A 16187-nucleotide genomic window follows, 5' to 3' on the forward strand; every position below is an offset into this window, starting at 1 on the left:
GGACTATTTTTCTGGTTGGTTTTGTTTTTATTTAAAATAAAATGAATAGTTATTCATAGCATAAACCGATAACCGATACCGGTTTCAGTTAATAAATAGCGAGGGCGAGCGGGATCGATTTCGAGTTTCTGACGAAGGTGCCCCATATATATGCGCAAATAGTGACTATGTTCTACGGCATTGGGGCCCCATACCTGACTTAATAGCTGGCGTTGGGTGAGCACCTTGCCGTGGTTGTTGAGCAGCACGGCGAGCAGGCGAAACTCGATTGGCGTGAGATGGATCTCCTCTTCACCGCGCACAATGCGTCGTGCGGCAAGGTCAACCCGGATATCACCAAACGTGTAAGTGGGGTCGGCAGGCGTAGAGGCACTGTGACGACGCAGCGCCACGCGAAGGCGTGCCTGCAGTTCGCCGATACCAAAGGGTTTAATCAGGTAGTCATCCGCCCCGGCATCCAGCGCGGCAATTTTATCCGTCTCTTCTGTGCGGGCGGAGAGCACCAGAATCGGCATCTGGCTCCACTGGCGGACTTCCCGAATGAAATCGATGCCGTCGCCGTCCGGTAGACCAAGATCGAGGATCACCAGGTCCGGTTTGCGGGTGGCGGCTTCAATTAAACCCCGCTGAAGCGTACCCGCATCATGCACGCGCAGGCCATCTCCTTCCAGCGCAGCGCGCAGAAACCGGCTAATGGCGATCTCATCTTCAACAATCAGAACGTTGATCACAAATCCTCTGGTAATTCATTAAGTTCTGGCGGGGTTTCCAGAGGAAGTGTAACACAAAAACGCGCACCGCCTTCCGGACGATTCTCTGCGGAAATGGACCCGCCGTGAACGTCAATGATCGCCTGGCAAATGGCCAGCCCCAGCCCAACGCCTGGAATGGCCGACTCCTTATTGCCGCGCGCGAATTTTTCAAAGATTGCCAGCTCCTGCCCGGCAGGAATGCCCGGACCAGTATCCCAGACGTCAAGATGCAGCGTTCCTTCTTCCACCGTCGCATCCACGCCAATCCGTGCACTGGCACCGGCATATTTGCCGGCATTTTCCAGCAGGTTGATCAGCACGCGTTCAAACAGCGGGCCATCAACGTGAATCAGGGTGAGTGGCTCGGGCATGTTGAGCGCGATATGCCGCCCACCGAGGCCAGGCTCGAGCATTTTCAGGGCGCTGCCTACCACCTCTTCAAGCGTGAGCCACTCTTTTTTGAGGTTAAAACCGCCTGACTGGATACGCGCCATATCAAGCAGGTTATTCACCAGGCGCGTGGTATTCAGCACGTGCTGGCGGATCTCGCTGGCCTGAAGGGCGTGTTTAGAGCCTTCCGCCGCCAGGTCCAGCGTCAGGATTTCTGACTGACCAAACAGGACGGTGAGCGGGGTTCGAAGGTCATGAGACAGCGCCGCCAGCAGCGAGTTACGAATACTTTCACGTTCGCTTGCCAGCCGGGCCTGCTCTTCGCTGGCGGTGAGCGCCAGCCGTTCCAGCGCGCTGGCCACCAGCAGGGTGAAGGTTTCCAGCAGCCGCTGCTGTTCAGGGATCATCAGCTGGCGCAGGTTGGAGGGCTCAACGATGACCAGCCCCTGATTTTTATCGGCACTGCGCAGGGGCAGAATTTGATAGGGCACGCCGGGCAGGGTGTCGGTCCCTGCGCCAGCCGGTAACCCTTTGTCAAAGCTCCAGCGCGCGATAGCCTCGTCCCAGGGCGTCATGCCCGAGGCCGACGTCAGCGGGCGCAGCTTGCCATGTTCGTCCGGGAGTAAAATCAGGTTGCTGGCATGAAACGTCGAGCGGATAAACTGCTCGCTGGTCTGCACAATATCCAGCGGGGTACGGCCCACCGCCAGCGATTTCGACATCTCATAGAGATGGCGGGTGCGCTGTTCGCGGTAGCGGGCGATACGCGCCTGATAGCGTACGCCCGCCGTCAGATTCCCGATCACCAGCCCGACGGTGAGCATTACCGCAAAGGTGAGTATGTACTGCACATCCGACACGGCGAGCGTTCCGCGGGGGGCAATAAAGAACAGATCGAAGCTGATGACGTTGATAACCGTCGCCAGTACCGACGGCCAGCGTCCGTAAAAGAGCGCCACCACCACCACGCCAAGAAGGTAGATCATCACCAGGTTGGCGGCATCAAAGGCTATCAGCCACTGGCTGGCAATGACGGTGATCAGGGCACAGAGCACCACGGCCACAAGACAGCCGCGGAGCTGAATGCGCCACTTATCGCTGAAGGTGCGGCTGTCCGGTGCGCGGTTGGGTAACGGCGTGGGTTTGTCATCCAGCGCCACGATCACCAGATCCAGATCCGGCGCGCGGTGGGCCAGTTTGTCGGCAAAGGATTCGCGGCTAAACCAGCGGCGATGCTGGCGACGGCCAATCACGATTTTCCCCAGGTTATGCTCACGCGCGTAGCGCAGAATGGCTTTATCTTCCTGAGGATCGGAAAGGGTGGCGGTTTCCGCGCCCAGCTCCTGCGCCAGGCGCAGCGAACTCAGAATAGCGCGACGCTGGTTTTCAGGCAGCGCGTGCAACTGCGGCGTTTCGACATACACCGCGTGCCAGACGCTGCCAAATTTGGCCGCCAGGCGAGCGGCGGTGCGGACAAGTTTTTCATTGCCGCTGCCGTGTCCCACGCACAGCAGGATGGCGTCCCGTGTATGCCAGACGCGTTCCTGTCCCTGCAGGTCACGCCAGGCGCGCATTTGATCGTCCACCCGGTCGGCGGTGCGGCGCAGGGCCAGCTCGCGCAGGGCAATCAGGTTGCCTTTACGGAAGAAATGTTCGATGGCGCGTTCGGCCTGACCGGCGATATAGACTTTGCCTTCATGCAGGCGCTGGCGCAAATCATCGGGGGGCAGGTCGACCAGCACCACTTCGTCCGCGGAATCAAAGAAGGGATCGGGCACCGTCTCACGGACCTGAATGCCGGTCACGCCGCTCACCACGTCGTTCAGGCTTTCGAGATGCTGAACGTTAACCGTCGTGAATACATCGATGCCGGCTTCCAGTAACTCTTCCACGTCCTGCCAGCGTTTTGGATGGCGTGAGCCTGGCGCATTGCTGTGCGCCAGTTCGTCCATCAGGATAAGGGCGGGACGGCGGGCGAGGGCGGCATCGAGATCGAATTCGGTGACTAACCGACCACGATGACTGATGCGTCGGGGCGGCTGAGTGGCCAGCCCCTTCAGCAGCGATGCGGTCTCTTTGCGGCCGTGGGTTTCAACCACGCCGATCAGAATATCGAGCCCCTGTGCCCGAAGCCGCTGGGCTTCTGTCAGCATGGCGAAGGTTTTCCCGACGCCTGCGCAGGCGCCAAAGAAAATTTTCAGTTTGCCGCGATGGGCTTCAGCTGTTTGTTCGAGCAGCCTGTCCGGATCCGGGCGCATGGGCTCGTCGGTCATTTAGTTTTTCCTTAGCGCGTCCAGCGCCAGATTCAGCTCAACAATATTTACCACGGGCATGCCGATAAAGCTGACCAGCGGCTTTTGCGTGTGCTCGGCAACAAGCTGGCTAACCTGCTCAACGGTCAACTGACGGGCAGCGGCGACGCGCGGGATCTGCCATGCCACCGCTGCCGGCGTCAGGCTATAGTCCAGCCCGCTGGCCGAGGCGGTTACCAGCTCCACGGGAACATGCTGACTGGCCTGTGGATTAGCGGCGCGAAGAGCGGCCACGCGCTCAGTGACGGCTTTGTCCAGCTCAGGGTTGCTGCCCGCCAGGTTACTGCCGCCGGATGCCATCGGATTATACGGGCTTTCGGCAGTGGCGGAAGGGCGTCCCTGGAAGTAGCGGGCATCCGTAAAGTTCTGACCAATCAGGCGCGAACCGCGGTTTTCGCCATTTTGCATAATCAGCGAGCCGTTGGCCCGATCCTTAAACCACCACTGGCCCAGCGCGGTGGTCACCAACGGGTACAACCCGCCGGTAATAAGAGACAGCAGAATAAACAGAAGTATAGCGGGGCGTAACATCGTCATTTGATTCACCTTTTAAACCAGGCCGAACAGCGTCAACAGCAGGTCAATAACCTTGATACCGATGAAGGGCACCACCAGCCCGCCCAGGCCGTAAATCCACAGGTTACGGCGCAGCATGGCGGCGGCGGTGAGCGGCTTATAGCTCACGCCTTTCAGCGCCAGCGGGATCAGGAAGACAATAATCAGGGCGTTAAAAATCACTGCGCTCAGAATGGCCGAGGCCGGGGAGTGCAGATGCATCACATTCAGCGCGTTTAACTGCGGATAAGTCGCAGCAAACGCGGCCGGAATGATGGCGAAATACTTCGCCACGTCGTTGGCGATGCTAAACGTGGTCAGCGAACCGCGGGTCATCAGCATTTGCTTGCCGATGTGCACCACTTCAATCAGCTTGGTAGGGTTGGAGTCCAGGTCGACCATGTTGCCCGCCTCTTTTGCGGCCTGGGTACCGGAGTTCATCGCTACCGCCACGTCAGCCTGTGCGAGGGCAGGGGCATCGTTGGTCCCGTCACCGGTCATCGCCACCAGACGGCCTTCCGCCTGATATTGACGAATCAATGCCAGTTTGGCTTCCGGGGTGGCTTCGGAAAGAAAATCATCCACGCCCGCTTCGGCGGCAATCGCCGCGGCAGTCAGCCGGTTATCCCCGGTGATCATCACCGTTTTGATCCCCATCTTGCGCAGCTGGGCAAAGCGCTCTTTGATGCCGCCTTTGACGATGTCCTTCAGGGCAATGACCCCGAGCACGCGCGCCCCTTCGGCCACCACCAGCGGCGTCGCTCCCTGACGGGCCACGCTCTCGACCAGGCTGTCCACTTCCGGTGGGAAATGACCGTTGTTGGCCTCAATGTGGCGACGGATGGCGTCAACGGAACCTTTACGGATCATGCGGTCCTGGATGTTGATGCCGCTCATGCGGGTTTGCGCCGTGAAGGGCACGAAAGTGGCATGCAGGCTCTGCACGTCGCGCTGGCGCAGGTTGAAGCGCTGTTTGGCGAGGATCACAATGCTGCGGCCTTCCGGGGTTTCATCGGCAAGGGAAGAGAGCTGGGCGGCATCCGCCAGCGTTTTTTCATCCACGCCCGGGGCGGGAAAGAAGTCTGACGCCTGGCGGTTACCCAGGGTGATGGTCCCGGTTTTATCCAGCAGCAAGACATCCACGTCACCGGCGGCTTCCACCGCCCGCCCGCTGGTGGCGATGACGTTGGCACCGAGCATGCGGCTCATACCGGCCACGCCGATGGCCGACAGCAGACCACCAATGGTGGTGGGGATCAGACAGACCAGCAGTGCCACCAGAACAGTGACGGTGACCGCGGTGCCGCCATAGGCGGAGAACGGCCAGAGCGTTGCCGTTGCCAGCAGGAAGACGATGGTCAAGGCCACCAGCAGGATGGTCAGCGCAATTTCGTTCGGGGTTTTCCGACGCTGCGCGCCTTCCACCATGGCGATCATCCTGTCGAGGAAGGTCTCTCCCGGGTTAACGCTGCACTGGATCACCAGCCAGTCGGAGAGAATGCGTGTCCCGCCCGTCACGGAGGCGAAATCGCCGCCGGATTCACGGATCACCGGCGCAGATTCCCCGGTGATGGCGCTTTCGTCCACCGATGCGCCCCCCTCAATAACTTCCCCGTCGCAGGGGATGATGTCGCCCGCTTCCACCAGCACCACATCGCCTTTACGCAGTTCATCCGCCGGGACGTGGTCCATCTGCGCGCCGTATTTTGGTTCACGTAGCTTGCGCGCGAAGGCGGTTTTTTTCACTCCTTTCAGGCTGTTGGCCTGGGCTTTACTCCGACCTTCCGCCAGCGCCTCTGCGAAGTTGGCGAACAGCACGGTAAACCACAGCCACAGGCTGATGGCTCCGGTAAACATCGCGTTTCCCGGCATGTGGCCCGTTCCCATGGCGATCGCCAGGGCGGTGGTCAGGACGCTTCCCGCCCAGACAATAAACATCACCGGGTTGTGCCACTGCACGCGCGGGCTGAGTTTTTTCACCGCATCCATGAGCGCCTGGCGAACTAATGACGGTTCGAACAGGGCCAGTTGTTTACGACTCATGACAATTTCTCCGCAAAATCAGCGTAAAGAGAGGTATTCCGCGACCGGGCCTAACGCGAGGGCGGGGATAAAGGTCAGGGCGCCGACCAGCAACACGGTGCCCGTCAGCAGGCCGATAAACAGCGCGCCGTGGGTCGGCAATGTGCCGGTAGTGGTCGGTTGAATTTTTTTATTCACCAACGATCCGGCAATCGCCATAACCGGCACAATGATCCCGAAGCGACCCACAAACATGCAGAACGCCAGCAGACAGTTCCAGAACGGTGAGTTGGCGCTTAAGCCTGCAAAGGCACTGCCGTTGTTGTTGGCGGCAGAGGAGACGGCATAGAGCACTTCGCTAAAGCCGTGGATCCCGGGGTTAAAAATGCCGCTGCGTCCGGCCTCGGTCATCAGGGCCAGTGCGGTGCCGAGCAGTACAAGCGCCGGGGTGACCAGAATCGCCAGTGCGGTTAATTTCATTTCGCGAACGTCGATTTTTTTCCCCAGGTATTCCGGTGTGCGGCCAATCATCAGACCGGCAATAAACACCGCCAGCAGTACGAACAGCAGCATGCCGTAAAGACCGGAGCCCACGCCGCCAAACACCACTTCGCCAATCTGCATCAGCCACATCGGGATCATGCCACCCAGTGCGGTAAACGAGTCATGCATGGCGTTAACCGCCCCACAAGAGGCTGCCGTGGTAACCACCGCATACAGACTGCTGGCGAGAATGCCAAAGCGGCTCTCTTTCCCTTCCATGTTGATCGCGCTATCGGCACCCAGTGAAAGGAAGTGCGGATTACCCTGCCATTCGGCCCACATCACCAGCGCTACGCAGACTACAAAGATAAGCGACATGGTCCAGAGCAGGGTGCGCCCCTGACGGCGATCGTTGACCACATCGCCAAAGGCGAAGCAGAGCGCGGCGGGGATCAGGAAGATCGCCAGCATCTGCACAAAATTGGTTAGTGCGGTGGGGTTCTCAAACGGATGCGACGAGTTGGCGTTAAAGAATCCCCCTCCGTTCGTCCCCAGCATCTTGATGGCCTCCTGTGACGCCACCGGGCCCATCGGCAGGAGCTGTTTTGCGCCTTCAAGGGTGGTATATGACGTGTAAGGCAGCAGGTTTTGCAGGGAGCCTTGCTGAATAAAGAACAGCGCGATCAGCAGCGCAATCGGCAGCAGGATCCACAGGGTAATGCGTGTCAAATCGACCCAGGCATTTCCAAGGGTACTGATTTTTTGACGCGCAAACGCACGCGTCAGGGCGAAGATCACCGCGATACCGCTGGCAGCAGAGAGGAAATTCTGCACGGTTAACCCGGCCATCTGGCTGAAGTAGCTGAGCGTGGTTTCACCGGCATAGGACTGCCAGTTGGTGTTGGTGACAAAGCTGACCGCCGTGTTCAGCGCAAGATGCCAGGACAAACCCGGTAAGTGTTGCGGATTCAGCGGCAGGTTGCCCTGCAGCATCAGCATGGCAAAAAGCGCAATGAGCCCCGCGATATTGAGCAGCAGAATGGCGAACAGGTATTCACGCCAGTTCATCTCCCGATCGTCGATTCCCAGTACACGCCAGATCCCTTTTTCAACGCTTCCCGTGCCGGGCAAGGGGACGTTGTTAATCAGCCGTGCCAGTACCGATCCCAGCGGCCTTGCCAGAACCAACAATACCGCTAAGAAGCTGGCAATAAGCAAAAACGCCTGAGCAGCCATCAGAATGCCTCCGCGTTAATCAGGGCATAAACCAGATAACCCAATAACAGGAACACCAGCACGATGCCGGTAATAAGACCTGCACTCACAATCCACCTCCGGGTGACTTTTGTTGTTGCTCTAACGGTAGGATTTGCGGCGCAAAGATTTCGCAAAAATGAGAAGGGCGGGTGTAAAAAAAGTATAAAAATGGCAAAAGCCACAATTTAACTATTGATAAGTAAATCGTTAACTTTTTTGTAACTTAATTACGGCGTGAAGGTAAATTTTCACTAAACAGACGAAAATAAGTGGTCGGATGAGTAGTAAAATTACAAACAAAGCGATATTATTTTAGCCAGGTCACAGATTTTGAATTTTCCGGATGACGTTTCCGGCCAACTATAGGGGAGAAAATATGGATCTTTATAAAGAGTATCCGGCTCATATCGTGTTCATGCGTCGCACTTTCGCCGTAGTGGCTGGTGTACTGGCCCTGCCGGTGATGCTGTTCTGGAAAGATCGTGCACGTTTTTACAGCTATCTGCACCGCGTCTGGGCGAAAACCAGCGAGAAGCCGGTGTGGATGGACCAGGCCGAGAAAGCGACCTGCGATTTCTACTGATACTAAGACGACACACAGCAATAAAAAAACCGCCAACAGCAATGTGGCGGTTTTTTTGTCCCTCGGGATTCGCGGTCCGTTGGGTGATTTTTCAGGCTCTCACACAGAGGTTTTCAAGCATACTTCTGCAAGCTGAAGATTCAAACGCTTGGATCCTAAATATATTCTTAAAAACAATTGCAATGGATTACGCTTCGTGCGTGCGGAGATTACTATGCAGCGTCCCTTTCCGCCATCTCGCAAATGGGCACCGGTCACGGGAGAGGTATTTCCACAACCGTGAGTCAGGCTCCACACAGAGCTTGTGTCCACCGATTTATCACCGGTGGTGAACGGTGGAGCGGTAAGCTGCAGGGACCGCATAGTGAAACGCTATATATGCATTGCGTTCATTGTCGCCAGCGTACTTGTGGTAAAGCATGATGAACCGATTACGTTCATTGCTTTCACCTCGATAGCGCAGGACAAGTAGCGTTAAGGCCGCCTCGGGCGGCCTTTTTTATTTCATCCCGTCTACACTTCATGGCAAAGTACAGTAAAAGCTCGCCGCTTTTTCCTTTGGTGGCGTGCCCTTACGGACATAATGGATATTTGCCTGGAGTTTTATGCCCACCCATCTGGTTTGGTTTCGCGCGGACCTGCGCGTACATGACAACATCGCTCTCGCGGCAGCCTGCCGCTCTCAGGATGCCAGGGTGCTGGCGCTGTTTATTGCTACGCCTGGCCAGTGGCAGCAGCATGATATGGCGCCGCGACAGGCGGCTTTTCTCAGTGCACATCTGAACGACTTGCAACGCTCGCTTGCCGAAAAAGGCATTCCATTGATTTATAGAGAGGTCAGTGACTTCGCTGCGCAGCTTCTGACGATACAGGAAGTTTGCCAGCAGAATGATGTCACGCATCTTTTTTATAACTACCAGTACGAACTGAACGAGCGTCAGCGGGATCGCCAGCTGGAGACGTTACTGAGCGAGGTTCAGTGTCAGGGATTTGATGACAGCGTGATGCTGGCGCCGGGCAGCGTCATGACCGGCAGCCATGAAATGTACAAGGTGTTTACGCCCTTTAAAAATGCCTTTGTGAAACGCCTTAAAGAGGTGCTGCCGGAGTGCGTACCCGCGCCCTCCACCAGAGGGGATGCCATAACCGATCTGCCTGAATTAACGTTTAACTATCCCCAACAGGCATTCGATGCGCTTCTGTTTCCCGCAAACGAGAAGGCCGCTATCGCGAAGCTGCGCCAGTTTTGCAAACAGGGCGCAGGAGACTATGACGCGCGCAGGGATTTCCCGGCGATTGAAGGAACCAGCCGTTTATCCGCGAGCCTGGCGTTGGGCGTCCTTTCTCCTCGCCAGTGTTTACATCGTCTTCTGGCGGAGCAGCCTCAGGCGCTGGATGGTGGCTCAGGCTCGGTGTGGCTGAACGAACTTATCTGGCGCGAGTTTTATCGCCATCTGATGACGTATCACCCTGATTTATGTAAGCATCGTCCATTCATTCCCTGGACCGATAACGTAAAATGGCAGCACGATGTAGCGCTTTTAGAGGCCTGGCAGAAAGGTGAAACAGGCTATCCGATTGTGGACGCCGCGATGCGCCAGCTGAATGAAACCGGGTGGATGCACAACCGCCTGCGGATGATTACCGCCAGCTTCCTGGTAAAAGATCTGCTTATCGACTGGCGTGTCGGGGAGCGCTATTTTATTTCCCGGCTGATCGATGGCGATCTGGCGGCGAATAACGGCGGCTGGCAGTGGGCGGCCTCTACCGGTACCGATGCGGCCCCTTATTTCCGCATTTTTAATCCCACGACCCAGGGGCAAAAATTTGATGCCAACGGCGACTTTATTCGCCACTGGTTACCCGCGCTCAGGAATGTTCCTGCTAAAGCGATCCACGACCCGTGGACATGGGCGGATAAACAGGGCGTGAAGCTCGATTATCCGCGTCCGATTGTCGACCATAAACAGGCGCGCGTCGCCACGCTGGCGGCCTATGAAGCCGCCCGCAAAGCTTGAGAGAGTGATGATGAAAAACAGCGAACTGGAAAGCCTGATTAACGAAAAACTGAATACCGTCTCCTTTAGCGACTACGGTCCGAATGGCCTGCAGGTGGAAGGACGCGAAACGGTGCAGAAAATTATCACCGGCGTGACGGCAAGCCAGGCGCTGCTGGACGAGGCGGTTCGTCAGGAAGCCGACGCGGTGATTGTTCATCACGGCTACTTCTGGAAAAACGAATCGCCGATTATCCGCGGTATGAAGCGCAACCGTCTGAAAACGCTGCTGGCGAATGACATCAACCTGTACGGTTACCATCTGCCGCTGGATGCGCATCCGGAGCTGGGGAATAACGTCCAGCTGGCGCGATTATTAGGCATAACCGTGATGGGCGAAATTGAGCCGCTGGTGCCGTGGGGCGAGTTAGCGATGCCGGTGCCGGGGCTGGAACTGGCCTCATGGATCGAAGCGCGTCTCGGGCGTCGTCCCCTGTGGTGCGGCGATACCGGGCCCGATCTCGTGAAGCGTGTCGCCTGGTGTACCGGGGGCGGGCAAGGCTTTATCGATAGCGCCGCGCGCTTCGGTGTCGATGCGTTTATTACCGGTGAAGTTTCTGAGCAGACGGTTCACTCCGCCCGGGAGCAGGGGCTCCATTTCTACGCGGCAGGCCACCATGCGACGGAGCGTGGCGGCATTCGCGCCCTCAGTGAGTGGCTGACGGAAAATACCGATCTGGATGTGACCTTTATTGATATCCCTAATCCGGCCTGATGAGAGGTAGTTAAGTGCAGCGAGCGCGTTGTTATCTTCTGGGTGAAACCGCAGTGGTACTGGAGCTGGAGCCGCCTGTTACGCTGGCGACGCAAAAGCGAATCTGGCGGTTGACCCAGCGTCTGGCCGACATGCCAGAGGTGATTGAGGCCATTCCAGGTATGAATAACATTACCGTCGTGCTGCGTAGCCCGCACACGCTGGCGCTGGATGCTATCGAACGTTTACAGCGCTGGTGGGAAGAGAGTGAAGCGCTGGAGCCTGACTCCAGAACGATTGAGATCCCGGTGGTGTACGGTGGCGCGGGGGGACCCGATCTCCCGGTTGTCGCGGAACACTGCGGGTTAACGGAAAAGCAGGTCGTCGAGCTGCACGCTTCGGTTGATTACGTTGTCTGGTTCCTGGGATTTCAGCCGGGCTTCCCTTACCTTGGCGGGCTCTCCCCGCGGCTGCATACGCCGCGTCGCGCGGAGCCTCGCCTGAGTGTACCGGCTGGCACCGTCGCAATAGGCGGCGAGCAGACCGGTATTTATCCCCTGGCTTCGCCTGGCGGCTGGCAGCTTATCGGACATACGTCCATGCCGTTATTTGAACCCGGACAGGCATCGCCGGTCCTGTTGCGTGCCGGCGATACCCTCCGCTTTATTCCGCAGAAGGAGGGGGTATGTTAACGCTTATTCGAGCTGGGCTTTACACTTCCGTTCAGGATGCGGGCCGCTTTGGCATGCGCCAGTCTGGCGTGAGCTATTGCGGCGCGCTGGACAGGCCCGCGCTGGAGATTGCTAATGTGCTGGTGGGCAACCCCGGCAATACGGCTGCGCTCGAAATTACGCTCGGGCAGTGTGTCATTGAGTTTGGTCAGGAGACCTGGTTTGCCTTAACCGGCGCCGGGTGCGATGCCACGCTGGATGGCAAAGCGGTCTGGACCGGCTGGCGGCTACGTGCGAAAGCCGGACAGCGTTTAACGCTTAAGCGTCCTCTGCACGGGGTGCGCAGCTATCTTGCGGTCGCGGGCGGGATTGACGTGCCGGCGGTGCTGGGGTCAGCCAGTACCGATCAGAAAGCCGGCATTGGCGGTCACGAAGGACGGTTGCTACGCGATGGCGACCGTCTGGCGATTCACCCCTCTGCGCGCCACTTCTCGACGGCTCAGGGGGTGAAGCAACTGCTCTGGGGCAACCAGATCCGCGCCTTACCGGGGCCGGAATACCATGAGTTCGACGAGGTCTCTAAAGAGTCCTTCTGGCGCTCGCCGTGGAAGCTCAGCCCACAAAGTAACCGCATGGGGTACCGTTTGCAGGGGCAGCCACTGACCCGTACGACAGAGCGTGAATTGCTTTCCCACGGCTTATTGCCCGGCGTCATCCAGGTGCCGGGGAACGGTCAACCGATAGTGTTGATGAATGACGCGCAAACAACGGGCGGTTACCCGCGTATTGCCTGCATTATTGAAGCCGATCGCTATCATCTTGCGCAAATCCCCCTGGGGCAGCCGATTCACTTCGTGCAATGTTCGCTGGAGGAGGCGCTCAAGGCGCGTCAGGATCAGCAGCGTTATCTGGAACAACTGGCGTGGAGGCTCGATGGTAAAGATTGATTTAAACGCCGATCTGGGCGAGGGCGGTAGTGCTGACGCTGAACTGATGACGCTGGTTTCGTCGGTCAACATTGCCTGCGGTTTTCACGCGGGCGATGCCCAAACGATGCTTGAGAGCGTGCGAAACGCCATCAAAAACGGCGTGGCGGTGGGGGCTCACCCGAGCTTTCCGGATCGGGAGAATTTTGGCCGTACCGCGATGGATCTCCCACCGGAGACGGTTTACGCCCAGACGCTCTATCAGACAGGCGCACTGGAGGCGATTGTTCGCGCCGAGAAGGGGGTGCTGCGTCACGTGAAGCCGCACGGCATGCTCTACAATCAGGCGGCAAAAGATCCCGTTCTGGCTGACGCCATCGCCCGCGCGGTACGGGACTGCAACCCGCAGCTGATACTGGTTGGCCTGGCGGGAAGCGAGCTTATTCGTGCGGGGCAGCGTCTGGGGTTAACCACGCGTCAGGAAGTCTTTGCCGACAGAGGGTATTTGCCTGATGGTAGCCTGGTCCCCCGGTCCAAGCCCGGCGCATTAATCACCGATGCGTCTCAGGCGCTGGCGCAGACCCTTCAGATGGTGCGTGAGGGGACCGTCAACGCGACGGATGGCTCAACGGCCAGCGTACAGGCGGAAACGGTTTGTTTACACGGCGATGGCGAGCATGCGCTGCAGTTTGCGCGCCGCTTACGGGCGGCTTTTGCAGAGCAAGGTATTCTCGTTAGCGCCCGATCATCATAAGGACAGAAAAATGCCAGAAGGCCCGGAGATCCGTCGCGCGGCGGATAGCCTCGAGGCGGCGATAAAAGGTAAACCGCTGACGGATGTCTGGTTTGCTTTCCCTCAACTGAAACCGTTTGAAGCCCCGCTGGTGGGGCAAACGGTGACGCATATTGAAACGCGCGGAAAAGCGTTGCTTACGCACTTTTCCCATAACCTGACGTTATATAGCCACAACCAGCTTTACGGCGTGTGGCGCGTGGTTAACGCGGATGAACAGCCGCAAACCACCCGCGTGCTGCGCGTCAGGCTGCAAACGGCAGAGAAAGCGATCCTGCTGTACAGCGCATCTGATATCGAAATGTTAACGCCTGAGCAACTGCTTACGCATCCGTTTTTACAGCGGGTCGGGCCCGATGTGCTGGATATGCGCCTGACGGCGAGCGATGTCAAAGCCCGCTTGTTGTCTCCCAAATTCCGCAACCGGCAATTTTCCGGGTTATTCCTCGATCAGGCGTTTCTGGCCGGACTTGGCAACTACCTGCGGGTGGAAATCCTCTGGGAAGTCGGGCTGGCACCGCAGCACAAAGCTTCTCAGCTGAGCGATGAACAGCTGGAGGCGCTGTCCCACGCGCTGCTGGACATTCCGCGGCTGTCGTACAACACGCGCGGGGTGGTGGACGAGAATAAGCATCACGGCGCGCTTTTCCGGTTCAAGGTATTTCATCGGGCGGGGAAAAAGTGCGAGCGGTGCGGCGGGATTATAGAGAGGACAATGCTCTCCTCAAGACCGTTTTACTGGTGTCCGCATTGTCAAAAATAAAAAAGCCGGGTGGCGGCTACGCCTTACCCGGCCTACGTTTCGCATTTGTAGGCCCGGTAAGCGGTAGCGCCACCGGGCTTGACTTTTAGCGCTTCAGATCAGACTTAAAATCACGCTGCTCGTAGCCGGTGTACAGCTGACGAGGACGGGCGATTTTCATGCCTTCGCTGTGCATTTCGTTCCAGTGCGCAATCCAGCCAACGGTACGGGCCATGGCGAAGATCACGGTGAACATGGAGGACGGAATACCCATCGCTTTCAGAATAATGCCAGAGTAGAAATCGACGTTCGGATAGAGTTTCTTCTCGATGAAGTACGGGTCGTTCAGCGCGATGTGTTCCAGCTCCATCGCCACTTCCAGCAGATCATCTTTCGTGCCCAGTTCTTTCAGCACTTCGTGGCAGGTCTCGCGCATCACGGTTGCGCGTGGGTCGTAGTTTTTGTAAACACGGTGACCGAAGCCCATCAGGCGGAAGGAGTCATTCTTATCTTTCGCGCGACGCACGAATTCAGGAATGTGCTCAACGGTGCTGATCTCTTCCAGCATCTTCAGTGCCGCTTCGTTCGCGCCGCCGTGCGCCGGTCCCCACAGGGAGGCGATGCCCGCAGCGATACAGGCGAACGGGTTAGCGCCTGAAGAGCCTGCGGTACGAACGGTAGAGGTCGATGCGTTCTGTTCGTGGTCAGCGTGCAGGATCAGAATACGGTCCATCGCGCGTTCCAGTACCGGGTTCACTTCGTACTCTTCGCACGGCGTGGAGAACATCATGCGCAGGAAGTTACCCGCGTAGGAGAGGTCATTGCGTGGGTACACAAACGGCTGGCCGATGGAGTACTTGTAACACATCGCCGCCATGGTAGGCATTTTGGACAGCAGACGGTAAGCGGCGATTTCACGGTGACGCGGGTTATTCACGTCCAGAGAGTCGTGGTAAAACGCCGCCAGCGCACCGGTAATCCCGCACATCACCGCCATCGGGTGAGAGTCACGACGGAACGCATGGAACAGACGGGTGATCTGCTCATGGATCATGGTGTGACGGGTCACGGTGGTTTTAAATTCATCGAACTGAGCCTGTGTCGGTTTTTCGCCGTTCAGCAGGATATAGCACACTTCCAGATAGTTGGATTCGGTGGCTAACTGATCGATAGGGAAGCCGCGATGGAGCAGGATACCTTCGTCACCGTCAATGAAGGTGATTTTGGATTCGCAAGATGCGGTAGAAGTAAATCCAGGGTCAAAGGTAAACATCCCTTTGGAACCCAGCGTACGGATATCAATAACATCCTGACCGAGCGTGCCTTTTAGCACATCCAGTTCAATAGCATCATCACCATTTAGGGTGAGTTTTGCCTTAGTATCAGCCATTTACGGTCTCCTTAGCGCCTTATGCTTAAGACTGCGCTTTACCGGATTTGCCTTCAGCTGTTAATCATCGTTACCAGATTGTTATTTGGCTTACCGCTCAGCTCACGAGGACAAACCAGGGTACAGAGCTATGGCGCCTTGCAGGTAAACGAATGAAATATCAGTGAAACCACAGCAAATCAGCGTTTTTGCAGTCCGAATTATTCAAACCTGTATATCACTAATAACTGTCCTGATAACTTCGGTCAATACCATCACACTGTTACATAACTATTTGTCAGGTGAAAGAGAGACCTCATAACTTTTGCGCATTATATGCCTTTTCTGATGACGTTTGTAACAATATTGTTTAACATTTGTCAAATCAGATGATTAAAAATTAAAAAGATGTTGTTATCGTGACCCTGATCACTGTTCCAGAGAAAACCCAACAAACTGTATGTAGGTTAATTGTAATGATTTTGTGAACAGCCTATACTGCCGCCAGGTCTCCGGAACACCCTGCAATCCCGAGCCACCCAGCGTTGTAACGTGTCGTTTTAGCATCTGGAAGCAATGTT

14 protein-coding genes are annotated in these 16187 nt (G+C 57.0%); 7 read left to right on the forward strand and 7 right to left on the reverse strand.

All coding sequences use genetic code 11. The annotated features are described in order from the left end of the window. Positions 1 to 53 precede the first annotated feature (53 nt). From kdpE to kdpF, 6 genes are read right to left on the reverse strand one after another with little or no spacing between them, the layout of a single operon-like run. Positions 54 to 731: a two-component system response regulator KdpE gene (gene kdpE, locus GM298_RS20050; RefSeq protein ID WP_266155126.1), complete on the reverse strand. Its 678-nt coding sequence runs from the start codon at positions 729 to 731 to the stop codon at positions 54 to 56. Continuing rightward, a complete protein-coding gene (kdpD, locus tag GM298_RS20055; protein WP_045286152.1) occupies positions 728 to 3415 on the reverse strand; it encodes a two-component system sensor histidine kinase KdpD in 2688 nt (895 codons plus the stop codon). The genes kdpE and kdpD overlap by 4 nt, the downstream gene beginning before the upstream one ends. Further along, positions 3416 to 3991, reverse strand: coding sequence for a potassium-transporting ATPase subunit KdpC (gene kdpC, locus GM298_RS20060; protein WP_025756364.1), 576 nt, complete (start codon positions 3989 to 3991; stop codon positions 3416 to 3418). Positions 3992 to 4003: 12 nt separating this feature from the next. Then, positions 4004 to 6052, reverse strand: coding sequence for a potassium-transporting ATPase subunit KdpB (gene kdpB / locus GM298_RS20065; RefSeq protein WP_088244128.1), 2049 nt, complete (start codon positions 6050 to 6052; stop codon positions 4004 to 4006). Positions 6053 to 6070: 18 nt separating this feature from the next. Continuing rightward, positions 6071 to 7750: a potassium-transporting ATPase subunit KdpA gene (gene kdpA, locus GM298_RS20070; RefSeq protein WP_025756366.1), complete on the reverse strand. Its 1680-nt coding sequence runs from the start codon at positions 7748 to 7750 to the stop codon at positions 6071 to 6073. Then, positions 7750 to 7839, reverse strand: a complete 90-nt coding sequence (gene kdpF / locus GM298_RS20075; RefSeq protein WP_015386886.1) for a K(+)-transporting ATPase subunit F — start codon at positions 7837 to 7839, stop codon at positions 7750 to 7752. Before kdpF ends, kdpA begins: the two co-directional genes overlap by 1 nt. 308 nt (positions 7840 to 8147) lie before the next feature. Here kdpF and GM298_RS20080 point away from each other — a divergent pair, with 308 nt between their 5' ends. The 7 genes from GM298_RS20080 (at position 8148) to nei (ending at position 14258) form a co-directional block, all read left to right on the forward strand. After that, on the forward strand, positions 8148 to 8354 hold the full coding sequence (locus tag GM298_RS20080) for a YbfA family protein (protein WP_014069366.1): 207 nt from the start codon (positions 8148 to 8150) through the stop codon (positions 8352 to 8354). Between the two features lie 605 nt (positions 8355 to 8959). After that, on the forward strand, positions 8960 to 10372 hold the full coding sequence (phrB, locus tag GM298_RS20085; protein WP_025756367.1) for a deoxyribodipyrimidine photo-lyase: 1413 nt from the start codon (positions 8960 to 8962) through the stop codon (positions 10370 to 10372). A gap of 10 nt (positions 10373 to 10382) precedes the next feature. Next, on the forward strand, positions 10383 to 11126 hold the full coding sequence (locus GM298_RS20090) for a type 2 GTP cyclohydrolase I (RefSeq protein ID WP_025756368.1): 744 nt from the start codon (positions 10383 to 10385) through the stop codon (positions 11124 to 11126). 14 nt (positions 11127 to 11140) lie between these two features. After that, complete coding sequence (gene pxpB, locus GM298_RS20095) at positions 11141 to 11797, forward strand: 5-oxoprolinase subunit PxpB (RefSeq protein ID WP_266155130.1); 657 nt, start codon at positions 11141 to 11143, stop codon at positions 11795 to 11797. Beyond that, entirely contained in the window at positions 11791 to 12723 is a 933-nt protein-coding gene (gene pxpC / locus GM298_RS20100; RefSeq protein ID WP_025756370.1) for a 5-oxoprolinase subunit PxpC, read from the forward strand. Before pxpB ends, pxpC begins: the two co-directional genes overlap by 7 nt. Beyond that, positions 12710 to 13456 (forward strand): 5-oxoprolinase subunit PxpA, encoded by a 747-nt coding sequence (pxpA, locus tag GM298_RS20105; protein WP_126801396.1) that lies wholly within the window; start codon positions 12710 to 12712, stop codon positions 13454 to 13456. The genes pxpC and pxpA overlap by 14 nt, the downstream gene beginning before the upstream one ends. A 10-nt stretch (positions 13457 to 13466) precedes the next feature. Continuing rightward, positions 13467 to 14258 (forward strand): endonuclease VIII, encoded by a 792-nt coding sequence (gene nei / locus GM298_RS20110; protein WP_025756372.1) that lies wholly within the window; start codon positions 13467 to 13469, stop codon positions 14256 to 14258. An 85-nt stretch (positions 14259 to 14343) separates the two neighbouring features. Here the strand turns inward: nei and GM298_RS20115 are convergent, their stop codons facing one another. Then, positions 14344 to 15627, reverse strand: a complete 1284-nt coding sequence (locus GM298_RS20115; protein WP_025756373.1) for a citrate synthase — start codon at positions 15625 to 15627, stop codon at positions 14344 to 14346. Positions 15628 to 16187 lie beyond the last annotated feature (560 nt).

The sequence above is a fragment of the Enterobacter sp. HSTU-ASh6 genome (assembly GCF_026319105.1).
GTDB classification, from domain to species: domain Bacteria; phylum Pseudomonadota; class Gammaproteobacteria; order Enterobacterales; family Enterobacteriaceae; genus Enterobacter; species Enterobacter sichuanensis.